This window comes from Lacrimispora sphenoides JCM 1415 (assembly GCF_900105615.1).
Taxonomy (GTDB): domain Bacteria; phylum Bacillota; class Clostridia; order Lachnospirales; family Lachnospiraceae; genus Lacrimispora; species Lacrimispora sphenoides.
Genome location: NZ_LT630003.1, coordinates 1,446,199 through 1,471,424, shown reverse-complemented (window position 1 = coordinate 1,471,424; position 25,226 = coordinate 1,446,199). Strand labels below are relative to the sequence as shown.

At 43.7% G+C, this 25,226-nt stretch carries 23 protein-coding genes and 2 tRNA genes; 5 read left to right on the top strand and 20 right to left on the bottom strand.

Going from position 1 to position 25,226, the window contains the following annotated elements; translation table 11 throughout:
- Positions 1-32: 32 nt before the first annotated feature.
- The 4 genes from BMX69_RS06510 to BMX69_RS24060 form a co-directional block, all read right to left on the bottom strand.
- Positions 33-215, bottom strand: coding sequence for a hypothetical protein (locus BMX69_RS06510; RefSeq protein WP_054791785.1), 183 nt, complete (start codon positions 213-215; stop codon positions 33-35).
- Between the two features lie 336 nt (positions 216-551).
- Positions 552-1,352: a collagen-like domain-containing protein gene (locus tag BMX69_RS24680; protein ID WP_242941373.1), complete on the bottom strand. Its 801-nt coding sequence runs from the start codon at positions 1,350-1,352 to the stop codon at positions 552-554.
- Between the two features lie 211 nt (positions 1,353-1,563).
- Positions 1,564-1,998, bottom strand: a complete 435-nt coding sequence (locus BMX69_RS24675; RefSeq protein ID WP_054790611.1) for a peptidoglycan recognition protein family protein — start codon at positions 1,996-1,998, stop codon at positions 1,564-1,566.
- Positions 1,991-2,140, bottom strand: a complete 150-nt coding sequence (locus BMX69_RS24060) for a hypothetical protein (RefSeq protein ID WP_157724397.1) — start codon at positions 2,138-2,140, stop codon at positions 1,991-1,993. Before BMX69_RS24060 ends, BMX69_RS24675 begins: the two co-directional genes overlap by 8 nt.
- Positions 2,141-2,679: 539 nt before the next feature.
- On the opposite strand from BMX69_RS24060, the gene BMX69_RS06490 reads away from it, so the two are divergent.
- From BMX69_RS06490 to BMX69_RS06470, 5 genes are all read left to right on the top strand, one after another.
- A complete protein-coding gene (locus tag BMX69_RS06490; RefSeq protein ID WP_242941372.1) occupies positions 2,680-2,859 on the top strand; it encodes an IS110 family transposase in 180 nt (59 codons plus the stop codon).
- A 425-nt stretch (positions 2,860-3,284) separates the two neighbouring features.
- Positions 3,285-3,725 carry a helix-turn-helix transcriptional regulator gene (locus BMX69_RS06485; RefSeq protein ID WP_100041899.1) on the top strand — a complete coding sequence of 147 codons (441 nt, stop codon included), beginning with the start codon at positions 3,285-3,287 and terminating at the stop codon, positions 3,723-3,725.
- Entirely contained in the window at positions 3,688-4,074 is a 387-nt protein-coding gene (locus BMX69_RS06480; protein ID WP_100041898.1) for a hypothetical protein, read from the top strand. Before BMX69_RS06485 ends, BMX69_RS06480 begins: the two co-directional genes overlap by 38 nt.
- A 231-nt stretch (positions 4,075-4,305) precedes the next feature.
- On the top strand, positions 4,306-4,545 hold the full coding sequence (locus tag BMX69_RS24385; RefSeq protein WP_054790607.1) for a hypothetical protein: 240 nt from the start codon (positions 4,306-4,308) through the stop codon (positions 4,543-4,545).
- A gap of 289 nt (positions 4,546-4,834) precedes the next feature.
- Complete coding sequence (locus BMX69_RS06470; protein ID WP_100041896.1) at positions 4,835-6,382, top strand: flotillin family protein; 1,548 nt, start codon at positions 4,835-4,837, stop codon at positions 6,380-6,382.
- Between the two features lie 63 nt (positions 6,383-6,445).
- Here the strand turns inward: BMX69_RS06470 and BMX69_RS06465 are convergent, their stop codons facing one another.
- The 16 genes from BMX69_RS06465 to BMX69_RS06390 form a co-directional block, all read right to left on the bottom strand.
- Positions 6,446-7,327 carry a GGDEF domain-containing protein gene (locus BMX69_RS06465; RefSeq protein WP_100041895.1) on the bottom strand — a complete coding sequence of 294 codons (882 nt, stop codon included), beginning with the start codon at positions 7,325-7,327 and terminating at the stop codon, positions 6,446-6,448.
- Between the two features lie 16 nt (positions 7,328-7,343).
- Complete coding sequence (locus BMX69_RS06460) at positions 7,344-7,889, bottom strand: flavodoxin domain-containing protein (RefSeq protein WP_100041894.1); 546 nt, start codon at positions 7,887-7,889, stop codon at positions 7,344-7,346.
- A gap of 147 nt (positions 7,890-8,036) precedes the next feature.
- Positions 8,037-8,108, bottom strand: a tRNA-Glu gene (locus tag BMX69_RS06455).
- A gap of 26 nt (positions 8,109-8,134) precedes the next feature.
- A tRNA-Pro gene (locus tag BMX69_RS06450) sits at positions 8,135-8,208 on the bottom strand.
- 154 nt (positions 8,209-8,362) lie between these two features.
- Entirely contained in the window at positions 8,363-12,922 is a 4,560-nt protein-coding gene (locus BMX69_RS06445; RefSeq protein ID WP_100041893.1) for a PolC-type DNA polymerase III, read from the bottom strand.
- An 8-nt stretch (positions 12,923-12,930) separates the two neighbouring features.
- Positions 12,931-13,986 (bottom strand): flavodoxin-dependent (E)-4-hydroxy-3-methylbut-2-enyl-diphosphate synthase, encoded by a 1,056-nt coding sequence (ispG, locus tag BMX69_RS06440; RefSeq protein WP_100041892.1) that lies wholly within the window; start codon positions 13,984-13,986, stop codon positions 12,931-12,933.
- A gap of 132 nt (positions 13,987-14,118) precedes the next feature.
- The gene (gene rseP, locus BMX69_RS06435; protein WP_100041891.1) at positions 14,119-15,177 is read right to left on the bottom strand and encodes an RIP metalloprotease RseP; all 1,059 of its coding nucleotides are present in this window, start codon (positions 15,175-15,177) and stop codon (positions 14,119-14,121) included.
- A gap of 1 nt (position 15,178) precedes the next feature.
- Positions 15,179-16,321 carry a 1-deoxy-D-xylulose-5-phosphate reductoisomerase gene (locus tag BMX69_RS06430; RefSeq protein ID WP_054790604.1) on the bottom strand — a complete coding sequence of 381 codons (1,143 nt, stop codon included), beginning with the start codon at positions 16,319-16,321 and terminating at the stop codon, positions 15,179-15,181.
- 58 nt (positions 16,322-16,379) lie between these two features.
- Positions 16,380-17,180 (bottom strand): phosphatidate cytidylyltransferase, encoded by an 801-nt coding sequence (locus tag BMX69_RS06425; protein WP_025232851.1) that lies wholly within the window; start codon positions 17,178-17,180, stop codon positions 16,380-16,382.
- Between the two features lie 19 nt (positions 17,181-17,199).
- A complete protein-coding gene (locus BMX69_RS06420; RefSeq protein WP_100041890.1) occupies positions 17,200-17,922 on the bottom strand; it encodes an isoprenyl transferase in 723 nt (240 codons plus the stop codon).
- 195 nt (positions 17,923-18,117) lie between these two features.
- The gene (frr, locus tag BMX69_RS06415) at positions 18,118-18,672 is read right to left on the bottom strand and encodes a ribosome recycling factor (protein WP_025232849.1); all 555 of its coding nucleotides are present in this window, start codon (positions 18,670-18,672) and stop codon (positions 18,118-18,120) included.
- A gap of 14 nt (positions 18,673-18,686) precedes the next feature.
- Positions 18,687-19,388, bottom strand: coding sequence for a UMP kinase (gene pyrH, locus BMX69_RS06410; RefSeq protein WP_025232848.1), 702 nt, complete (start codon positions 19,386-19,388; stop codon positions 18,687-18,689).
- A gap of 160 nt (positions 19,389-19,548) precedes the next feature.
- A complete protein-coding gene (locus tag BMX69_RS06405; RefSeq protein WP_054790603.1) occupies positions 19,549-21,249 on the bottom strand; it encodes a peptide ABC transporter substrate-binding protein in 1,701 nt (566 codons plus the stop codon).
- A gap of 194 nt (positions 21,250-21,443) precedes the next feature.
- The gene (locus BMX69_RS06400; RefSeq protein WP_100041889.1) at positions 21,444-23,135 is read right to left on the bottom strand and encodes a peptide ABC transporter substrate-binding protein; all 1,692 of its coding nucleotides are present in this window, start codon (positions 23,133-23,135) and stop codon (positions 21,444-21,446) included.
- 108 nt (positions 23,136-23,243) lie between these two features.
- Entirely contained in the window at positions 23,244-24,221 is a 978-nt protein-coding gene (locus BMX69_RS06395; protein ID WP_334292479.1) for an ABC transporter ATP-binding protein, read from the bottom strand.
- Positions 24,221-25,225, bottom strand: coding sequence for an ABC transporter ATP-binding protein (locus BMX69_RS06390; RefSeq protein WP_025232844.1), 1,005 nt, complete (start codon positions 25,223-25,225; stop codon positions 24,221-24,223). The genes BMX69_RS06395 and BMX69_RS06390 overlap by 1 nt, the downstream gene beginning before the upstream one ends.
- Position 25,226 lies beyond the last annotated feature (1 nt).

Below are 25,226 nucleotides of genomic sequence, written 5' to 3'. Positions count from 1 at the left end.
AAATGGCGGGTTCCAACACCCGCCATTTTATATTAACTAGCAATCCCATTTTTTTTCGCGTCTTTCTTCATTTCTTCCGCAACATGGTGCACAATTGCATCCATCGCGGAAACCTTCACAGTAGCATCTTCTTCTTTCTTCCGCGCAAGGATCAACACGTTCACGTTCACATTCGCATTTACATTCACATCTGCATCTACAATTATTTCTGCCACCAATGTTAGAGCAACCCATTATAAAATACCTCATAATCATTATTCACAATATATTATATGGGACGGATAGACGAGATGTGCATTTTTTGAATGAGTAGAATAAAGGGCCCCAGTTTGGAATACTGGAGCCCTTAAAATAGGAGTAAAACAAAATAACAATAACAATATATTATATGCAGTATATTGGCCCTTAGTATATTGTAACTAATATAGAATATATTATTAGACATGCCACCATTATTCTTGGATGCAATGACGCCTTTTATCGTTGAGCAAAGGCCTACTCTGCTAATCATGGATACTTCAGCCTCCGTTCTGATCCAGGAGTGCAGTGTTTTAAGAAACACAAGTAACGCTATAAATATCGGTGTAGCTGATTTCCTCATTATACCATGTTAAGTTTTGATCCCATCGATATCCAGAAACGGCTCTCTGTGTACTGCTTCTTGGAATCAGCCAAAAATTATCTCCATCTTTCATCCAAACATAAATCATATCATTCATGCAATCTTCTATAATTGAAACTATTGTACTTGGTAACGAAGGTAGCGATTCTTGTGACTCAATATCTTCAAACTCCCACAGTCTAGCCGCTGTTGTAGTTGCAGAAGCCATTGGGATCATAGGACTTGTTGGGGTCATAGGACCTGTTGGGGTCATAGGACCTGTTGGGGTCATAGGACCTGTTGGGGTCATAGGACCTGTTGGGACCATAGGACCTGTTGGGATCATAGGACCTGTTGGGGTCATAGGACCTGTTGGGGTCATAGGACCTGTTGGGACCATAGGACCTGTTGGGATCATAGGACCTGTTGGGGTCATAGGGCCTGTTGGAGTCATAGGACCTGTTGGTAATTTGAGCCCTGGAAAGCCTGGAAATGTGGGACCTGTTGGAGCTGTCGGAGCTGTCGGGCCTGTTGGAACTGTCGGACCTGTTGGAACTGTCGGGCCTGTTGGAACTGTCGGACCTGTTGGAACTGTCGGGCCTGTTGGAACTGTCGGGCCTGTTGGAACTGTAATTTGATTTTCAAAAAGCTTATAATCCGCTCTGTTTTCTTCTAGTGTAGGTATCCAGTTCATGCCAGAATAAATATTTCCTCTTGAATATAAATTGCCATATTGATAATCATAATACATATTCATGATCCCTTTATTTATATTTCTAATATATTTATATATATATCCGAATAGATAAGTGCTTGTTTCATAATAAATAAAGAAATTTATAAAGGATACAGGCAGGATTAAAACCTTCCCGGTCCCTGTACCCCATCATGATTTGATACATACAGCGCACATTCTAGTGGGTGACCTGCTCTCGGTTCTAAGTAAAAATCCTGTCCATCAATCACATGCCAGCCAGTGAGTGCGTACCCATCTGGATTAAAACTGTATTTATGGCCATTGATGATTTGCAGCAGGACTTATAATACGTAGTCTTGGAATTAGCATACCACCTGCCGTTTTTATCATGGTTCCAGCCCAGAGTATATATAGCAGGAGTTACAAGGGCCGCCTTAAATGCCTTCCAGGTGTACTTTGTATGATTATAAACGTATGGATTTGGACAAATCTTCCCAGTTACATCATAATGGCGGATCACCAGGTCCGCAGGTATATTATATTTTGTCATCAGCTCTTTGGTTGGCACTATGGCCTTCTGAACCGCTGCATCTTCAAAGTGCCAGTCCCGGCTTGTGTCTGCCAGATTTCCACTGCTATTTCTTACACACATTTCAATTCCCAGGCTAAGCAAGAACAAATTCATTAAATAACTAATCATCGTCACCACATACATCACTTTTAGAGTCAAATACCGGCCTTGATATAGTAAATCCTAGTGTCATGAATACTGCCATAGCAACTACATACAGTACAGATACTTTAAATAATGTGGTTGCTGTTTTTATCACTTTCTTAATCATCCTGTCTTCCTTTCTTTGGGCCACTGGATATGCCTCTATTAATATTTTCACTTAGCATACCCAGTGAAAGATAATGTAATCCATTTGTACCGTATTTACCCTGGTTCTTCCGTCAGGTCAGAAGGTTTTGTACAGCTTGTTCACATTTTTTATGTAAAATACATATATTATTATTGAACAGAATATCAACCGTAGGGGAAAGTCTTTGTACATCTTTCATAGAAAGAACACCTCATTATTACTTTTTCGCCCTGGATCTTGATATGATGTTCTGCAGTACTTCCTGATCATGATTGTATTGTGTACCCCAGGGGTGGAAACCATAGGTTTTCGCCCCTTTAAGGTTAAATACTAATTCGTACTATATAAGAGTAGGGAATTTACCCTATTCTTATTTTTTGTTATGATGAGGTTGATTGGCTAACGTAATTTTAATTGGGACTCCACGCCCGCAGGTAAAGCTCCCGGGTCACTAACGAACATGAATAGATATTTGAGATGTTGGACCCAATCATAATAATTTACCAAGGAGGAATACCATGATTGCTGTTGGTATTGATGTATCCAAATCAAAAAATACCGTTGCTATTCTTAATTCTGATGGTGAAATACTCGCCAAACCCTATGATATTCATCATGTTGAAAGTGATTTAGATAACCTCATCACTTACCTGCACTCTCTCCATGATGATATAAAAATTGTACTTCGATGCATCTAGGTCCCGGTACTCCAATATGGATCGTGCGCATTCTCGGCACAGTTTGTTCACTCATTTTACGTTCCCTCCTTTATTACTTGGGATCAATGCTTTCCACATCTCCCTTACCTAATGCAATTCCCAAGTTCACACTCTGGATAACAAGCTGCATTAGATCGCGTTGCTTATCATCAGTGTTCATGAGCAGCGCCGCAATTTTATCAACTTCCGGTAATACTTTAATGCTATAAATTGTATCAGCCTTGCTAACCCTCCTTTATTTTTTGATTTTCATTCAATGTTTGTGTTGGTAAACTGATATTTTCACTTATAAATGTGTTTGTCAACATTTTAATGCGATTTACTTACCTTTTTTGTGTTGACAAACTCATTTTGCAAATGTATACTCAAATCAGGGTTTTTCAAGAAAGGGAGTGATACACCAAATGGAAATGCATGATAGAATTAAAGAATTAAGAAAAAAGGATTTAAAAATGTCTCAAGAAGCTTTTGCCGATCGTTTAGGGGTAACTAGAGATGTTATTGGAAACATAGAATTAAACCGACTTGCTAGGCCAGATCAAAAATTATCTCTCATAAAACTAATGTGCAGAGAATTTAATGTTAATGAAAATTGGATATTAGAAGGCTTGGCCCCAAAATTTATTGAACCAGGCACCTTTTCCCTTGATGAATACACAAAGGCAAAGGGATTAACAGAAAGAGATCGTATTATTATCCGGGAATTTATGGCACTCGAACCAAGTGCAAAAGATGCTGTGTACAATATGCTTGAAAAAATTTTTTTAAGCGAAGAATGGCATGGAAATAAACCGATGGATTATTATAATGAAATTTCAAAAGATCCGGAGGAATTCGAAATTTGAAATCAGCCGCACCTTTACACCAAAAGAAACATGGAATGAGGATAGAATCGAAAAAGAGGTTCAGAAATTTGCTGCCAGATTCTACGGCCACACCATGAAGGAATATTCTAAAATCCTCCGTCAGGACGGCATCCGCCTGGATAACAAACCCGGTGGTCTCTCTAATGGTACAATCACAAAAGACAAGTCTGTTATCAGTACTATGTCTCCTACGCTGTTTTCGAAGGAATGCTTAGTATTAATCCTCTTATATACTCTGGGAAGCGCAGAGGCCGTCAGAAAGCCGCCAAAGAATATAAGGTTGACTATTTTACCAATGAACAGACAAAATGGTTTCTATGGGCATTAGAGAATGAAATAGACATAAAGCGCAAAGAACATAAATGTAAAAGAAAAGACGGTACTATATAAACAGTCCGTGAATATAGTCAAACATGGAAACTTCCACTTAAATGGCAATTATTCTTTGTTCTTTCCCTTTTTACAGGCAACCGGCGTGACGAAACAATTTCCCTTACTTGGGAAGACCTGGACTTTAAAACCTGTACCGTTAATATCGATAAATCCACGGCCAGTGTAGATGGAGAAATTTATATTAAGGACACTAAGACTCATTCCTCAGGAACTCCATGTGGTCCCCCTTTTTGTAATGGATATTGCTGCTGAACTTAAGTCAGTCGCCGGGGTTCTTGGTCACGCCGATCCAACTACAACCCTAAATATCTATTCCTACTACTTCAAAAGCAAAAATCAGGAAGCGGCTAATATTATGGAAAATGTTCTTTGCCCTGCTCCAAAGTCCGAAGAACAAGTTGTATAAAGCAGCGGGAAAGCAGTTTTTCATCCCACTACTTTCCCACTACATACGGCAAAATCGCTTGAAAAAGCAACAAATACAGCAAATTAAAAATCGAAAAAACATTGTAAATTCGAGGTTTTTCCCATTTTTCTACCAATCACAATGTAGAAAAACAGTTTTCGTAATGCGTGAGTCGGGGGGGGGGCGAGTCCCCCCGGGAGCTTTATAAAAACTTTACGAGGTTTTTTCTTCATATAAAGAATTACTTACACGATGCAATTGAAACTTTTTATGATTGAAAGGAGAAATTATGTTAGAGATCATTTTACCATTCGTTCTTACTGCTGCAGCTGTAATTGTCCTGCTCGGTATCTTAGCAAGCGGATATGTAAAGGCACCGCCAGACAGGGCATTCATTATTTCAGGATTGAAAAAAGAGCCAAAGATTTTAATTGGACGCGCCGGAATTAAAATCCCATTTCTTGAACGATTAGATAAGCTTTACCTTGGTCAGATGACGGTGGATATCAAGACTGAACAATCTGTGCCAACCAATGATTTCATCAACGTGAATGTGGACGCTGTTGCGAAAGTAAGAATTGAGCCAACGGAAGAAGGAATCAAATTAGCTGCTAAAAACTTCTTAAATAAAAACCAGGATCAGATTACCCAGGACTTACAGGATTCTCTTCAGGGTAATATGCGTGAGATTATCGGTACTCTTACTTTAAAAGAGATCAATACTGACAGAGATTCCTTCTCCGATCAGGTAATGGCAAAAGCATCAAAAGATATGAAAAAACTTGGGATTGAAATTGTATCATGCAATATCCAGAATATATCCGATGAGAATGGCCTTATTAAGGATCTTGGTGCCGACAATACGGCAAGAATCAAGAAAGACGCTTCTATTGCAAAAGCTCAGGCGGAAAGAGACATTGCTATTGCCCAGGCAGAAGCGGATAAAGCCTCTAATGATGCAAGAGTACTCGCTCAAACAGAAATCGCCCAGAAGAATAATGAACTTGAGATCAGGAAGGCTGAATTAAAGAAAGAATCTGACTCAAAACGTGCGGAAGCGGATGCAGCCTATGAAATTCAGAACCAGGAACAGCAAAAAACAGTTCAGACTGCTACGGTAAATGCCCAGATTGCAAAAACAGAGCGGGAAGCAGAATTAAAGAACAAAGAAGTTGCCGTTATGCAGCAGACTTTGGAAGCCGAAATTAATAAAAAAGCCGATGCAGAACGCTATGCGGTAGAACAGAAAGCTTCCGCTGACTTGGCAAGAAGGCAGCGTGAAGCGGAAGCAAAGAAATACGAGCAGGAAAAAGAGGCAGAAGCAAGAAAAGCCCAGGCGGAAGCAGAAAAATTTGCTATGCTCCAGGAAGCCGAAGGTATTAAAGCCAAAGGTGAAGCAGAAGCTGCTGCTATTCAGGCAAAGGGACTTGCAGAGGCGGAAGCAATGGAAAAAAAAGCGGACGCAATGAAGAAATACGGGCAGGCCGCGATGATGGAAATGATTGTGCAGGCATTGCCAGAGATGGCAAAGGCAATTGCAGAACCATTAGCTGCAATTGATAAGGTTACTATTATTGACAGCGGAAATGGTGATACAGGTGTAACTTCCATGGGGAGCTATGTACCAGCTGTCTTAGCTAAGACGATTGAGTCTGTAAAAGAAACAACCGGTTTGGATATTACAGAGATCATGAAGGCAAATACATATGATGCCAAGGTAACCAGAAATGTAAATATTACTGGAATTCCTGATGGTACAAATATAAATGAACCGGCAAGCGAAGTAATTGTTGCAAACATCAGCAAGGATATTGCTGAAAGCACAGATAAAGAGTAAAAACAGAAAAAGAAAAACCATCCTTATACAGGATGGTTTTTCTCATTTATTAATCTTATTTTATCATATATCCGAGCTTTTTTCCTTTTTTGCTTTATACATCTTTTCATCCGCCCTGCGTATAAGCTCCTCCGCAGTCACAGGAAAGTCCTTCATGGTCTCTATCCCAAAAGAGATGGAAAGTGGCCCCCCTTTTACAGCCTGGCTTAACGGCATCTGTTCAATTTCCCTTTGTATGCATTCAGCAATTGCACGTGCCTGGTCTTCTTCAACGCCGCTCAGGCAAAGAAGGAACTCATCTCCTCCATATCTCGCAGCCCAAACATCATCATGAGAAATATTCCGGGCAATGACTTCGCCTGCTTCTTTGATCGTTGAATCCCCCGCCTTATGCCCATAAAGGTCGTTAATTGCTTTAAAATTATCAAGATCAATAAAGCATACGGACAATGGCTTATGCCTTAACAAAGCATTTATAATATCAACCGGAAGGCGCTCATCCACAAAACGCCTGTTATAAAGGGTTGTAAGGGGGTCTCTCACTGCCGCATCATTAAGCTCCTTTATAAAGCGGGAAAATATTTCTCCTTGGTTATAATCACCGTTCCCCACGAGCATTGTGTCGGTAGCATTTTTTAACAGCTCAAGTACCGCCGGACGATCGGCGTTATCAATGGGAATAGCTGTTACAAGAAGAACCTCTTCCCTGCTTTTTTCCATTTTTACAAAGCTTTTATTTTCCTGATAAGCTCTAATGGAAATACAGTTATCACAAATCCTGTTGTTTTCCCAATAATGATAACATACATCCGGTGTCCCGGTTAAAGATGACTGGCGGTAATCCAGCACCCTTTTGTGGAGCGGATCAACCAAACGTACGATATCATACATTTTATAAAAAAAGTCCAATTTGTCTTTTATCTCATCCAGCGAAATATTATCCATTTTAACCCCGTAATGCTTATAAACTCCGTATATAATTTATAAGTGGCAATATCGTTTCTTTATTTATAAAATCAACCTTTTTTCCGTAGCTTGCCAGCATCTCTTTGTCTTCGTTTGTCAAAGAATTCTGGTCCTTTTTTGCGGTCATCTTGCAGACAAGAGCCATCATTGACCGATGTATGGGACTGAGTTTGGAATAATCCATGGCCCCGCGTAAATGGAATACTTTGATCTTATCCTTCATTTCTTCGGTAAGATCCTTATACAGGCTCTTTTTAATATGATCCGTATTGACTGTATCGGAAGGATCAGCCAGTCCGCAAGTGAAAATTACCAGATTCTTGTTGGAGAACTTAGAGAAGTTCTTTGTTAATATCTTAATCCCGTTGACGCCCCCGGCATAAAGGCCGCCGCCTAAAATGATGGTATTATACGGTTCCAGATCACTCGCCTTTATATCTTTACCTTCAAACAGATCACAGGATAATTCCTCGGCGATCCATTCCGCATATTTTCTGGTCGCTCCATATTTTGATTGATATACTACTGCAATCTTCTTCATAACAGGCTCCTCCTATATTCTTTATCTATGACAAACCTATGTATTCCTAATCGTTTTATACATCAATCAAAAAATAACAGCGCTCCTATTTTAAAACTGTCCCACTTAACGCAAAAACCCCCAGGCTGCTCCTGAAGGTTTTTAGTATGACCTATCCGAGAATCGAACTCGGGTTTCCGCCGTGAGAGGGCGGCGTCTTGACCGCTTGACCAATAGGCCATTTACAGCATATTATTGATACAGAATCGAGGCGACAAGATTCGAACTTGCGACCTCTGCGTCCCGAACGCAGCGCTCTACCAAACTGAGCCACGCCTCGATTACGTTAGGTAGTATAATACATATCCCAGCGGATGTCAACCTTATTTTCAAAATTTTTTTATTATTTTAAAATTCTGGAAAAATTTCAATAAATTTCTGTTACTACTTATACGGAAAAGCCCCGGGCCTAAGGGGGAATCTTATTCCCCCTGTTAACCCAGATCAAACAAGGACAGCTGATTGGATTCCGGGAGTTCAAAAAGAAGTCCTAAGTCTCCCATCAGATCACAGACGGTCTTACTGACCTTTGTCCTGTTTCTGAAATCTTCCCTTGACAGGAAAGCTCCATCCTTTACCGAATCCACGACGGCATCAGCTGCTTTTTCACCCAATCCGTCGATACTGCTTAAGGACGGCATCAGTTTGCCGTCAATGATCTGGAAATGCCTTGCCTTTGCCCGGTAAATATCGATGGGCATAAAGTCATATCCTCTGGCATACATCTCCTGTACGATTCTCATATCCCTTAGGGTGTCCTGCTCTTTTTTGGAAAGAGTGTCGATCCGCTTCCTATAGTCGGCCAGATAATACTCCAGCTTATCCCGTCCCTGGCACATCAGCTCATAGCTGAAGCCGTTGGCACGGATACTAAAGAAGGAGGCATAATAAGCCAGAGGATAAAACACCTTACAATAGGCAATACGCCAGGCCATCATAACATAGGCGGCCGCATGGGCCTTAGGGAACATGTACTTGATCTTTTTACAGGACCAGATATACCAGTCCGGAACTCCGTGGGCGGTCATCTCCTCCTCCCACTCCTTCTTTAACCCTTTTCCCTTTCGGACGCTCTCCATAATGGAAAAGGACAGTCCCTCTTCGATTCCCATTGATATTAAATAAACCATGATATCGTCGCGGGTACAGATTGCTGTCTGAATGGTAGCTTTTCCCTCTTGAATCAGGGCCTGGGCATTGCCCAGCCACACATCCGTACCATGGGCAAGACCGGCAATACGTACCAGGTCAGAGAAATACTTGGGCTGCGTGTCAATCAACATCTGCATGGCAAAGTCCGTACCAAACTCCGGAACCCCGAGGGCTCCAAGCTTACATCCTCCGATATCCTCCGGCGTGATTTTTAAGGCAGAGGTGTCCTGAAACAGCGACATGACCTCCTTGCTGTCCAGGGGAATATCCTTTACCGGATCAAACCCAATTAAATCCTGAAGCATACGGATCATGGTAGGATCATCGTGTCCCAGAATATCAAGCTTCAGTAAGTTGTGGTCAATGGAATGGTAATCAAAATGGGTGGTTACCGTCATGGTGGTCATATCATTGGCAGGCCGCTGAACCGGAGTAAAGGAATAGATCTCCTCTCCATGAGGAAGTACGATAATTCCGCCCGGATGCTGTCCGGTGGTTCTCCTGACTCCAACACAGCCTTGCACGATCCGGCTGATCTCGCAATTGCGCTTTCTCACCCCATGCTCTTCATAATAATTTTTTACATATCCAAAGGCAGTCTTATCTGCCAGGGTACCAATGGTCCCTGCCCGGAACGTCTGGCCCTTGCCGAAAATGACCTCTGTATAGTCATGAGCCTTACTTTGATACTCACCGGAGAAGTTTAAGTCAATATCCGGCTCCTTGTCTCCCTTAAAGCCCAGGAAGGTTTCAAATGGAATATCAAATCCGTCTTTTGCCAGCGGACGTCCGCACACCGGGCATACCTTATCCGGCATATCACATCCCGCCATACCGGAGAACTGTTTTACTTCTTCTGAATCAAAATCATAATAATGGCAGGACGCACAATAATAATGTGGGCTTAAGGAGTTTACCTCCGTAATTCCTGACAGATAAGCTACAAAGGATGAACCGACAGAGCCTCGGGAACCTACCAGATACCCATCCTCATTGGATTTCCAAACCAGTTTCTGAGCGATAATATACATAACAGCAAACCCATTGGAAATGATGGAATGAAGCTCTCTCTCCAGACGCTCCGTAACAATTGTCGGAAGGGTTTCTCCATAGATGGCATAAGCCCTGTCATAACAGATCTTTCGTAAATCTTCATCGGAATTCTCAATGACGGGAGCACACTTATCCGGGCGAACCGGAGAAATCTTCTCGCACATATCGGCAATCTTTCTTGTATTTTTAATGACTACCTCTTCCGCCTTATTTGGCCCCAGATATTTAAATTCCTTCAGCATTTCCTCAGTGGTACGCAAGTACAAAGGTGCCTGATCGTCGGAATCCTTAAAGCCCTGGCCTGTCATAATGATCCTACGGTAAACCTCATCCTCCGGATCCAGAAAGTGAACATCACAAGTGGCGCAAACTGGTTTTCCAAACTGCTCACCCAGGCTTACGATCCTTTTGTTGATGTCGATTAAATCCTGCTCCGACTTTATTGAACTTTTCTCATCCCGAAGCATAAATGCATTGTTTCCCAAAGGCTGTATTTCCAAATAGTCATAAAAGTGAACCAGCTTTGCAACCTCTGCGTCGGAAACTCCCCGAAGGAGGGCCTGATACAATTCTCCTGCCTCACAGGCGGAGCCTATTATCAGTCCTTCCCGGTAATTATTAAGAACGCTTTTGGGAATCCTGGGTCTTCTTGCATAGTAATTAATGTGGGAATAAGAAATCAAACGGTAAAGATTTACCCTCCCCACATCGTTGGCAGCCAATATGATCACATGGTAGGTAGGAAGCTTTTTAATCATATCCGCCGTCATGGCGCTTAGACCATTAAGCTCGTCAAGAGTTTCCACGCCCCGTTCCCGGATCATTTTCACAAATGCCACGAATATTTCAGCTGTACAACCTGCATCGTCTACCGCTCTGTGATGGTTCTCCAGAGAAATATTAAGCGCCTTTGCAACTGTATCCAGCTTATAACGGTTAAGTTTCGGAAGGAGAAGCCTTGCAAGCGCCACCGTGTCAATGACTGTTGGATCAAAAGCCAGGTTAAGCCTGGATGCATTATAGGCGATAAAGCCCACATCAAAGGATGCATTATGAGCTACAAGGACGGAATCCCCGCAAAACTCCAGAAACTGCGGCAGTATTTCATCGATTTTGGGGTAAGGAAGAACCATATTGTCATTGATGCCTGTAAGCTGCTCGATCTCAAAAGGAATGGGTACGTCCGGATTCACAAAGGTGCTGAATTTATCCGTAATGATCCCATTAATTACCTTTACCGCTCCGATTTCGATGATCCGGTTCCTGGAAGAACTGAACCCTGTTGTCTCGATATCAAATACTACATAGGAGTCCGACAGGCCCTGGTTTCTGGAATTTTCCACAAGCTGCTTTAAATCATCTACCAGATACCCTTCCACGCCATAGATCAGTTTAAAGGGATCTCCTTTATCCAGAGCATGATTTGCATCCGGGAAGGCCTGAACACAGCCGTGATCGGTTATGGCAATCGCAGGCATTCCCCATCTCTTTGCCCGTTTTACGATATCCTTGACCTCTGATACGCCATCCATATCGCTCATTTTTGTATGACAATGGAGCTCCACCCGCTTTTCAAGGCTGTTATCCACCCGCTTACCGGTAAAATCCTCGGATTTCTTAATTCCAACCACTGATCCGAGCGTCAGCTCACCGTCAAATTTATCAATGGTGGTAACGCCCTTGATGCGTATAAAGCTTCCTTGCACCACTGCAGCTTTTAAATCGTCAATCTGCTCTTCCCTGGCAAACATTTTCACCGTGATCGTATCTGTAAAATCCGTCACATCGAAGATCATAATGGTCTTCTGGCTTCTCAGCTCTCTGCTGTCCACAGTTAAAATCTTGCCTCTGATGGCAACTTCCCCGATCTCACCATCAATCTTTTCAATCTCTATAATTTCCCCGTCAAAGTCACGGCCGTATAATACATCCGGGTTGTCCGAACGGCGTCCGTAGGAGCCGCCGCCCTTTTTATAATCCTTCCACTCCTTTTTCCCGGAATCTGAATCTCCGGTCTTAGCAGCTTCCTTCTTCCCTCCCATACGCAGCGCAGGTGCAGGAGCCTGGGAAGCCTGGTCTGCCGGAGCGAAAGCCGTATATTCTGCAGTCATGGCATCCAAAGAAATGCCATCTGCCATGGAGGGACCGCCAGCTCCCCCGCCGGCCCCGGTACCATACTCTATCCGGTCTTCATCATTCTGTATCGCAAAGGAGGTACGGCTTACAATTTCCGCCACCTCCCGCTGCATCTGAAGCTCTTTTTGCTTTGCCAGCTCATTTTCCTTGGGTTCCACATATTCGTACTGGACTTCTACCGGCATGCTGCACCGTTCATGGAAAATCTTTTCCAGCACTCGTTTTAAGTCTCCGGCCTTTTCATGGGTAACTATGGTATCCTCCACCGTCATCTTAAGAAGATCCGGTTCAGGAAACTGGAATTCCGCCTTTCGGAACATGTTGTATTCAATAATGCTGTAATTTTTAAGTTCCATTAAAAGGCTGTCCTTATAGGCCTTTAACAGCTTCTGTGGCGTATACTGGCCCGATAAACGGAAGCGTTCGATAATCTTTATGGTAATCCGCTTCGAGGGAAACAGCTGGTCCTTGATTCCCTTTTCCAGCCCGTAAATATTTTGTTTATGTATGAGCCTCGGGCTCATAAGGTAAATACGAATAGAGCTTCTATCCCTGCCTAAAGTGACCTTCTCCACTTCCACCAGATTTAAAAGCTCCCGTAATTCCTCTGTAATATGTAAACTTGGAAAAACCTCCAAAAATCTTTTTGACATTCTATCACCTATTGCATCTTCATAAGCTCTTCCTTTAGGGCCTGAAGCAGTTCATCTTCCGGTACCTTACGGATAATCTCTCCTTTTTTCATCAAGAGGCCTTCTCCGATTCCTCCCGCAATTCCAAGATCCGCTTCCCTGGCTTCTCCAGGTCCATTTACCACGCAGCCCATAACAGCTACCTTAATATCCAGATGGTCGAATTCTGAAACCAGTTTTTCCACCTGGTTTGCCAAAGAGATCAGATCGATCCTGGTCCTTCCGCAGGTCGGGCAGGATACTACTTCTACACCGCCCTTTCTTAAACCAAGTGTCTTTAAAATCAGCTTTGCGGTCTTCACTTCCTCCACCGGGTCTCCTGTTAAAGATACACGGATGGTATCTCCGATACCTTCATGAAGAATGATTCCCAGACCTACCGAGGATTTGATTGTCCCGGAGACATAAGTGCCCGCTTCGGTTATTCCCACATGAAGTGGATAATCCGACTGCCTGGCAATCAGTTCATGAGCTTTGACGCACATGAGCACATTGGAAGATTTAATGCTGATGACAAGTTTTTCATATCCCAGTTCCTCAATCATCCGTACTTTTTGAAGTGCGCTTTCCACAATACCTTCTGCAGTCACCCCGCCGTATTTCTCTATCAGATTCTTTTCAAGGGAACCGCTGTTTACACCTACCCGGATGGGAATATCATATTCCCTGGCCTTTTCCACAGCCGCCCGGACCCGGTCGGCCGATCCGATATTCCCTGGGTTAATCCGGATCTTATCCGCTCCGGATTCTATGGAAGCGATGGCAAGCCGGTAATCAAAATGAATATCCGCTACCAGTGGAATGGAGATCTGCTTCTTTATCTGCTTTAAGGCAGCAGCCGCTTCCATGTCCGGCACCGCAACCCGGATGATATCGCAGCCAGCCTCTGTCAGGGCTTTAATCTGGCTTACTGTTTCAGCCACATCCTGTGTTTTCGTATTGCACATAGACTGGATCAGGACCGGATTTCCTCCGCCGATTACCCTGTCTCCGATGCGGATTACTCTTGTTTTCTCTCTGCTCATACGTTCCTCCATTCTGCATATACCTCAAAACCGGAAGCAACCCGCTGTGCGAGTTCCATCCGGTTATTGCGGCAGACATCAAAGGAACATGCATGCATATTCCTTTGGCCCGCCTGAGTAATTATGGTTTTCTCACGTAAACCTGCTGATATCGTTAAACACCACAAAAATCATGAGGGCCATAAGGGCAGCCATACTGATCAAATTAACCAGGCCCTCCTTCTCCGGATCCATACGCTTGCCTCTGATGGCTTCAATAATCAGAAACAAAAGCCTCCCTCCATCAAGGGCAGGGATCGGAAGAAGATTCATAACGCCTAAGTTTGCACTCAGCAGAATACACATGCTGATTACATTCATAAGTGCCGCTACAACACTGACCGTAAGTCCAGCCTTAACAGAATCATCAATCATGACTACAATGCCCACCGGACCGCTTAAATCATTGACACTTGCCTTACCGGTAAAGAGCATGCCAAGGCTTTTTACTGTCAGCTTCACATCGTATTCCATTTCCATGTAACCGTATTTTACCAGCTCGCCAATAGAGGCAGCCTTTTTATTCTCAGGAGCAATGATAATACCAATCAGATATTTCCCGCTTTCCTTTGAATACTGCGGATTAACAGAAACAGAATGAATGCTTTCAGTTCCGGTCGTTGGATCCACTCTGGAATATTCTACAAGATTCATCTTCTCTTCTGGCTTTAAAAGCTTATAAAGAATATAATCCCGATACATGGATACACTTTCCCCATTGATCCGGAGCAGCTTATCCCCAGGCTGGATCCCTGCCTCATAAGCAGGCGAATTTTCGGTTACTTCCTTAATATAGGTCGTATCATATCCGTTCATCCCTACCAGAAGTACAGCCAGGAAAAAAGCTAAAATAAAATTAAAGATAGGACCGGCTGCAATTACTGACATCCGGGCCGGAATTGATTTATTCTGGAATGCCCGCTCATCGGGATTTTCCTCATCTTCTCCCAGCATCATACAGGAACCGCCCAAGGGCAGCGCCTTTATGGAATAAATAGTCTCACCTTTCTTAAAACGGACCAATCTTGGTCCCATGCCGATTGAAAACTCAACCACCGCGATTCCGTTCATTTTCGCGAATAAAAAATGCCCTAATTCATGAATTAATACGATCAGCCCAAAAACCAGAATCGCTACGATAACGCTGGACAATTTACCACCTGCTTTCTATATATTCATAAGCTGCAGCCTCTGCTTCAAGAATTTCCTCTACTGTTGGATTCTCTTTTACAGTATGCCCGTTCATAGCTCCCTCTATCATATCAGTTATGGTTGGATATGAAATTTCTCTGTTTAAAAATTTGGCAACTGCCCGTTCATTGGCAGCATTGAAAACTGTTGGAAGTGTTCCGCCTTCTTTCCCGGCAATATATGCCAATTTTAAACCTGGAAAATTTACCATATCCGGTTTTTCAAAAGTTATTTGATTTATGGTCCAGAAATCCAGACGATCTCCGGGAAGAAATCTCCGCTCCGGATAGAAAAGTGCATACTGGATCGGAAGCTTCATATCCGGCGTTCCAAGCTGGGCCATGACTGCTCCATCCTCAAACTCCACCATGGAATGAATCACGCTCTTAGGCTGGATTACCACTTCTACCTGGTCCATTTCCACTCCAAAAAGCCATTTTGCTTCCATCACTTCAAGGCCTTTATTGACCATAGTGGAGGAATCAATGGTAATTTTCCTGCCCATAGACCAGTTGGGATGATTTAACGCATCCTCCACCTGGACTGACTCCATCTCTTTTCTGGTTTTCCCCCGGAAAGGACCGCCTGACGCTGTCAAAAGGATCTTATGTATGGCTTTTTTATCTTCTCCGTTTAAGCACTGATAAATGGCGCTGTGCTCGCTGTCCACAGGGAGAATCTTTACTCCCCGTTCCTTTGCTAAAGGCATAATGATGTGCCCGGCAGTTACAAGGGTTTCCTTGTTGGCAAGAGCAATGTCCTTTCCCACCTCAATAGCCGCGATGGTAGGACGGATTCCAATCATACCAACGATGGCAGTGACCACAATTTCTGCAGAGCTTTCTGTGGCTGCTTCCATAAGGCCTTCCATTCCGGAAACAATGCGGACCGGCAAATCCTTTACCGATGCCGCCAGCTCCCTGGCCTTATCTTCTCTCCATACACATGCGATCTTTGGATGAAATTTTCTGATTTGCTCCTCTAACAGGCGGATGTTACTGCCTGCCGCCAAGGCGGTCACTTCTATATCTTTTTGATTTTCAGCCACCTCCAGAGTTTGTTTCCCGACGGATCCCGTTGAACCCAGGATTGCTATTTTCCTCATCTTATGCTGCTTACTCCTTTTCTTTTCCAATTTACCAATTTTTAAGCCAAATAATCTTTTAACGTAAAAATGTTACCGCAAAATAAATGGCAGGTGCCGTAAAGAGCATGCTGTCAAAACGGTCCAGAATTCCCCCATGGCCCGGAATCAATTTTCCATAATCCTTTACCTGATGATTGCGTTTGATTGCAGATGCAGCCAGATCCCCAACCTGGGAGATTACCGCTCCAATGGCACAAGCCAGTCCACAGGCTGCCTGGGGATTGCGGATCTCTGTCATGGATCCTCCAAAAAGAGTTGCATAAAGAATACCCAGAAGAGCTGCGCCGGCCACTCCGCCGATTGCCCCTTCTATAGACTTTTTAGGACTGAGTACAGGAGCCAGCCTGTGCTTTCCTATGAGCATACCCACGCAATAAGCACAGGTATCACACCCCCATGAGCTTAAAAATACCAGCCACACCAGATATTTCCCGTCTGCCATGGCACGGACCTGATAAAGATAAGACAACATGACTGTAACATAAAAAACTCCAAAAAAGGCCACCGTCACCTCTTCCATCTGATACCTAGGAAAGGCAAATACATAAATACTCATAAGAATCATCAAAAATGCAATGAACATGAGCATCATAAACTGCTCTCCATGAAACCACAGCAGCCCATAATAGGACAGGGCCGTTAAATAGCCCATAAATCCCAATGGGTTTTTCTGTATCTTCATCACGCGATACAACTCAAACAAACCAATCATAGATATGGAAAGGGTTGTGGCAAAAAGCAATACTCCCCCACTTCCAACTGTAAAAAGAGCTATGATAACGAGAATGACTCCGCTTATCAGTCTGGTTGTAAACATGGTGTTTCCTCCCTCCGAATCACTTCACTCCCCCGAATCTTCGTTCCCTACTATTGTACGCTGCAATTGCCTTTTTCATTTCTTCCATATTAAAATCAGGCCAAAGGCAATCCGTAACATAGAGTTCCGTATAGGCCAGCTGCCACAGCAGATAATTGGAAAGCCGAAGCTCCCCGCTGGTGCGTATAAGAAGATCCGGGTCCGGAAGTCCTTCTGTATCCAGATAAGAAGAAAAAACTTCTTCCGTCATATCCTCCGGCAAAAGCTTTCCTTCTGCCGAATCCTTCATGAGTTTCCTGGCAGCGCGAACAATCTCATCACGGCCGCCGTAATTAACAGCAATGATAAAGGTAAGACCTGTATTATCTTTCGTCTCTTCCACCAGTTTACCGATTCCCTCTATAATATCCTTGTCAAACCGATCCCTATCACCGATCATCTTTACACGCACATTATTGGCTTTGGCGATCTTCAAAAGCCTGACCATATAATAGCGGAACAGCTGCATTAAGGCTCCAACTTCATCTGAAGTACGTTTCCAGTTTTCCGTTGAAAAACCATAAACCGTTAAATACTTAATTCCAAGCCTTGCTGCATCCTCTACTGTTCTTTCTACGGTCACGCATCCTTCCTTGTGGCCCACGCTTCTTGGAAGCCCACGCTTTTTTGCCCATCTGCCATTGCCATCCAATATAATAGCGACATGCTCCGGAATCACCATATTCTCATTCGTTTTGTCCATATAATGCCGCTCCTTTTAAAACAGAATAAAGAGTCTGCAAAGCAGACTCTTGCGCCGGAGCGCGGTTGCTTTAGTAACCATACTTCCTTAGCGCAGAGTGCGCATCCTAACGGAGCGCTGTTTTATAAATCAGGGAATTCCAATTCCTGATATATAAAACAGGACAGGCAAAATGCCTGCCCTTGTTCAAGATTTTTATACTGTAAGAAGATCCTTTGACTTTTCTTCAATCATTTTGTCTACCTGGGCGATCATCTTGTCTGTCAGCTTCTGAATCTTGTCTTCAGCCTCTGCCTGTTCATCTTCAGAAATTTCCTCTGCCTTTAACTGCTTTTTAAATAAGTCATTGGCATCACGGCGGATGTTACGGATAGCGACCTTGGAAGCCTCTCCTTTTTTCTTAACATCCTTAACCAGATCTTTTCTGCGTTCCTCAGTAAGCTCCGGAAATACAAGGCGGATTACATTGCCGTCATTGGTGGGGTTGATTCCCAATTCAGAAGTGAGAATTGCCTTTTCAATTGCCTTTAACAGGCTCTTCTCCCATGGCTGGATCACAATCATACGGGCTTCCGGAATAGAAATGTTGCCGACCTGCTGGATAGGAGTCGGTGTACCATAATAATCCACTCTTATTTTATCCAGCACATGCGGGTTGGCACGTCCTGCGCGGATTGTCATATAGTCATTCTCCAGCGCTTTTAATGTCTTGTTCATCTTGTCTTCGTAAACCTGTAAACTCTCCTGCATATCGTCCTCCTGGTTTATGCGGTAACTATGGTACCGTTTATTTTTCCCTGCATTGCATTGGCAATGCCATCTTTTTCATTTAAGCTAAATACCGCAAGGGGCATTTTATTTTCCATACACATGATGGAAGCCGTTAAATCAATGACACCAAGCTGCTTCTCGATGACCTCCTGAATGGAAATCTCCTCATATTTAACAGCATTGGGATTTGTCTTTGGATCACTGTCATATACGCCGTCAATGGATTTTGCCAGTAAAATATAATCTGCCTCCATTTCAATGGCGCGAAGCGCAATGCCTGTATCGGTTGAAAAATAAGGATGGCCTGTTCCTCCGGCAAAAAATACAACTTTGCCCTCATCAAAATACCGGTTAGCTCTGTCCTTGGAAAAAAGTTCTGTCATGGAACCACACTCAAACGGGGTCAGTATCTGTGTACTCATCCCGGCATTACGGAAAATCTCTGAAACATAAATGCAGTTCATTATTGTAGCAAGCATGCCGATCTGATCCGCCTTAGGACGGTCAATGGCATCGCTGGTTCTGCCTCTCCAGAAGTTACCTCCGCCAATAACAATGCCTACTTCGACACCTGCATCCACGGATATTTTAACCTGCCGCGCGACCTCTTTAACAGTCGCTTCGTCAAAGCCCGTCTTATTCGCACCAGCAAGAGCTTCGCCACTGAGCTTTAATAATACACGTCTTGGATTCATAGCCTTAACTCTCCTGTACTTTTGTATTGTCTTAGGAGATTATAACATACTTTCCTAGGGTTGGAAAGAGGAAGTTTGCAGGCAGGGAATAAAGACCTGGCAAAAGCAAAGCACCCGGAAAATAATTCCCGGATGCTTTCTAAAATTCAGATAATCCTTACTATTCCATGGTAGCATACTGGAAGAACCAATATCCATATGGTGAATACCATGTACCCTTTAACTTAGGATCCTGTAACCATGGCTGGCTGTAATAAGCAACCGGAGCTATAGCGGAATCCTCTAAAATCATGTTCTCTGCATCGTGCAGCAATGCATAGTGCTTTGCAACATCAGAAGTGGAGTTTGCTTCATCAAGCTTCTTATCAACTTCAGGGTTATTGTACTTACCATCGTTATTACCGCTGGTGGACTTAAATAAGTTCAGCATATTGGATGGGTCGTCATAGTCTAATAACCAGCCGTTACGTGCGATCTGGAAATCTCCTGCACGACGGGTAGGTGTAAAGGTAGACCATTCAACGATCTTAATGTCCATATTAACTCCCAGTGCTTCCTTCCAGCAGCTCTGTAAATACTCAGCTAATGGTTTATGGAACAGCTGGTCATTCGTCATGTATTCAATGGTTGGAAATCCCTGGCCATCTGGATATCCGGCTTTTGCAAGAAGTTCTTTTGCCTTAGCAATATCAGCTTCATGATCAGCAACATTAAAGAAATCGCCGCCATTATTTTTACGAGTCACTTCTTCAAAAGAAGAACCATTTTCTGCATCAGAGATGCCAGGGCCAACGAAATTTGTTGACGGAGCATAAATTCCCTGCATAACAGTATTGGCAACATAATCACGGTCAATGGCAAGGCTCAACGCTTTACGCACATCCGGGTTATTAAACGGTTCCTTCTGGGTCTGGAAGCTTATATAATATGTGCCCATGGTGGATCCTATCTGGAAATCATCGGTAGTTCTAAGGGTTGGAATTTCTTCCGTAGGAAGGGTTTTAATCATGGATACTTCACCAGCCTGGTATGCGCTGTAAGCTGCATTGGCATCTTCCATCAGGACGAATTTTAAGGTATTTAAAGTAACCTTGCTTGCATTCCAGTAATTTTCATTCTTACCAAAGGTAATGTGAGAACCTGGTACCCATTCAACCATCTTTAAAGGACCATTGCTCACATAGGTCTCCGGCTTTAAGGTCCACTGGTCGCCATTTGCCTCAATCGTAGCCTTCTGTACAGGAACCATGGATGCATGAGTGATCAGCTTTGAGAAATATACACAGGGAACAGACAACTCAACCACAAAGGTTTTATCATCAGGTGCGGAAACAGCCAGAGCATCCAGATTGCCTGATGCTGCGTCTTCATATCCCTTTACATAGCCAAGCATATCTCCTGCATACGGAGCTGCCGTATTAGGATCAGCAAGTCTCTTCCATGAATATACAAAATCCTCGGCTGTCAGCGGTGTACCATCACTCCACTTTAAGCCATCACGAAGATGGAAGGTATAGGTAAGGCCATCCTCAGATACATCAAAAGATTCAGCCTGACCGCCCACAATCTTGTTCTCTGGATCAACGATCATCAGAGGTTCATACGCATGAACAATAATATTAGCACCATCTGCAGCGCTGTTCAGTGCCGGATCAATGGTCTCGGGATTTGGACCAACCTGCACTGCAAGATCAAGTGCGGTAGAAGTCCCATCCGCGGGTGCTGCAGTTTCGCCGTTAGCTGCCGCAGTTGTGTTTGTGTCAGAACCTGCTTTCGTGCCAGCGGTATTATTTCCGCCGCAAGCGGAAAGAATCATACCGGAGGTCATAACAGCAGCCAACACAAGTGACATTTTTTTCATAAACCGTCCTCCTAATAAAATTATATTCTATCAACGCAATAACGCTTTAATCAGTTACTGCAGCGACTTATTCTTTAATATAACATAAAAATAGCAAAATAGCAATGATAAAATGGTATATTAGAAAAGAATAAATGAAGGGTAAAAAAACACCCAGGAAATATTCCTGGGTGCAATTTATAAATAACAGTTTATTAGTCCATGGTAGCAAACTGGAAGAACCAGTATCCATATGGAGAATACCATGTTCCCTTTAACTTAGGATCCTTTAGCCAGAATTCATTCCGGTAATTAAGCGGTGCAATGGCTGCGTCGTTAAGGATCATGTTTTCTGCCTCATGAAGCTTCTCATAGTGCTCTTTAACATCAGCAGTGGAGTTGGCCTCATTGAGCAGCTTGTCAAGCTCCGGATTTTTGTACAAAGCATTATTATTGCCGCTTGTAGACATCATCAGGTTTAAAAGATTGGAAGGATCATCATAATCAAAACTCCAGGCATCACGGGCAATCTGATAATCTCCTGCACGGCGGGTAGGTGTAAAGGTTGCCCACTCAAGGATCTTAATGTCTACGTTAATGCCAAGGTTTTCCTTCCAGCAGCTCTGCAGGTATTCTGCTACCGCTTTGTTATAGCCAGCATCATTGGTCATATACTCCGTAACAGGGAAGCCTTTTCCGTCAGGATATCCAGCCTTTGCAAGAAGCTCTTTCGCCTTTGCAATATCTGCTTCATGATCTTCAATATTAAAGAAGTCACCACCGTTGTTCTTGCGTGTTACATCCTCAAAGAAGGTTCCGCCTTCTGCATCAGAAACACCACGTGGAACAAAGTTAGCCGCAGGAGCGCCAATACCCTGCATAACGGTATTAGCCAGATAATCACGGTCAATGGCAAGGCTTAAAGCTTTACGCACATCCGGATTGTTAAATGGCTCCTTCTGGTTCTGGAAATCGATATAGGAAATACCCATACCTGGCTCAACATGGAACTCTTCTTTGCCCTTAAGCGCCGGGATCTCCTCTGTAGGTACATCCTTAATCATGGATACTTCTCCGGTCTGATAAGCGCTGTAAGCCGCATTAGCATCTTCCATCAGGACGAATTTTAAAGTATTTAAAGTGATCTTATCTGCGTTCCAATAATTTTCATTTTTCGCAAAAGTAATATGAGAGCCTGGTACCCACTCAATCATCTTTAAAGGTCCGTTAGAGATATAAGTGTCAGGCTTTAAGCACCACTGATCCCCAGCTGCATCTACAACTGTCTGCTGCACCGGAACCATGGAGGCATGAGTAACCAGCTTTGAAAAATACACGCAGGGAGCGGATAATTCTACTACAAGAGTCTTGTCATCGGAAGCTGAAACACCAAGGGCATCCGGATCTCCGGCAGCTGCCTCTTCATAGCCCTTTACATAACCCAGCATGTCTGCCCCATAAGGAGCTGCTGTATTAGGATCTGCCAGTCTCTTCCAGGAATACACAAAGTCATTGGCTGTCAGAGGAGTACCATCACTCCACTTCAAACCATCACGAAGGTGGAAGGTATAGGTAAGTCCATCTTCAGATACATCGTAGGTTTCTGCCTGACCGCCTACAATCTTGTTCTCTGAATTTACGATCAGTAAAGGCTCAAAGGCATGTACGATCACGTTTGCACCATCAGCCGCACTATTTAAAGCGGGATCAATGGTTTCCGGGTTCGGGCCGACCTGAACTGCAAGGTCAAGACCTCCAGATGATTCTCCTCCTGGGGTAGTTGCTTCCCCATTCGCTGCATTGGTAGTACCGCCTTCAGATGGACCAGCCGATTTATTACCGCCGCAAGCGGAAAGGATCATGCCGGTTGCCATAACAGCAGCCAATACAAGTGACATTTTTTTCATAAATTCCCTCCTATAGAATATATTTAAATCGGCACAGCAATACGTCCGACGTTTGTTGTGCCGATTCATTCTCAGCATAGCATAAAAACTATAAAATGGCAATGAAAATCAGTTTACCTTGTCCAGATGGTGACATGCAGCAAAATGACCGGAAGAAACCTCTCTCCACTCCGGTTCCTGTGCAGCACAAAGTTCATCCGCATAAGGACACCGTGTACGGAAACGGCAGCCGGATGGCGGATTTACCGGGCTTGGTACATCCCCTTCCAGAACAATTCTCTTAGATTTACGGCTGGTTTCGGGATCCGCAATCGGGATGGCAGAAATCAGGCTCTTGGTATATGGGTGTACGCTGTGGAACGTCAGTTCATAGCTGTCTGCAAGCTCTACCATTTTTCCTAAGTACATAACTCCGATCCGGTTGGAAATATGCTTCACAATAGAAAGATCATGGGCTATAAACAGATAGGTCAGTCCCAGTTCCTCCTGAAGCTGTTCAAACATATTGACAACCTGCGCCTGAATGGAAACATCCAGAGCCGATACCGGCTCGTCACAGACGATAAACTGAGGGTTTACTGCCAGAGCGCGGGCAATACCCACACGCTGACGCTGACCGCCGGAAAATTCATGAGGGTAACGGTTTGCGTGCTCTGAATTAAGTCCTACTGTTGACAGAACAGAAATGATCTGATCCTGACGATCCTTTTTATTAGAAGCAAGATGATGGATGTCAATTGCCTCGCCGATAATATCCCCAACGGTCATACGGGGATCCAGGCTGGCATAAGGATCCTGGAACACGATCTGCATCTTTCGGCGGTAAGGGAGCATGTTTACCTTGGTAATATCTTCTCCGTCAAAGAAAATCTTTCCTGCGGTAGGCTCATAAAGCCGGAGCAAAGTACGGCCTGTGGTAGTTTTTCCGCAGCCGGATTCTCCAACCAGTCCTAAAGTCTCGCCCTTTTTAATTCCAAAAGAAACGTTATCTACTGCTTTTACGACCTTTTTCTCAAATAACTTGCCACCGGCAACAGGGAAATACTGCTGTAAATTCTGCACCTCTACAAGATTTTTATTTTCCATCATGCATCTCCCTTCTGTGCCTGTTCATACTCCTGCTTCTGAAGCAGCCAGCAGGCACTATAATGAATATCGGATATATCCGTATACGGCGGCATTTCACGCAGGCAAATCTTCATGCAGGCGCGGCATCTGGGCGCAAAAGGACATCCAGCCGGCGGATTTAACATATCCACAGGGCTTCCTTCAATAGGAACAAGCTTGTTGTGCTCTTTTTCCGTAAGCTTAGGAATGCTTCGGATCAGACCTTTTGTATATTCATGGCTTGGATTATAGAAAATATCATCCGTATTGCCGTATTCTACTACTTTTCCCGCATACATAACTGCAATTCGGTCGCACATGTTCGCAACCACACCCAGGTCATGAGTGATCATGATGATCGCCATCCCAAGTTTTTCTTTCAGTTCCATCATCAGTTCCAGAATCTGTGCCTGAATGGTTACATCCAGAGCGGTAGTCGGCTCATCAGCGATCAAAAGCTTTGGCTCACATGCAAGAGCAATGGCAATCATGATACGCTGGCGCATACCACCGGACAGCTCGTGAGGATACTGCTTCAAACGCTTATCAGGCTCATTGATCCCTACCAGGGTCAGAAGCTCCCTTGCTCTTTCATTCGCCTGCTGTTTATTTTTATTTGTATGAAGCATGATCACTTCAGTGATCTGGTTTCCAACTGTGTAAACCGGGTTTAAACTGGTCATGGGATCCTGGAAAATAATAGAAATTTCATTTCCCCGGATCTTTCTCATTTCCTTCTCTGTCATCTTCTCAATCTGGTGACCGTTAAACTGAAGGGATCCGCCAATCATGCGTCCAGGATAAGCTGTAAGTCCCATAAGGCTGTAGGCTGTTACGGACTTACCGGAACCGGACTCACCTACAATACCCAGAACTTCTCCTTCACGAAGATGAAGGGATACATCATTAAGAGCCTTCACTTCTCCAGCCGGGGTAAAGAAGGAAAGACGTTCATTTTCAATATTAACCAAATATTCGTTCATC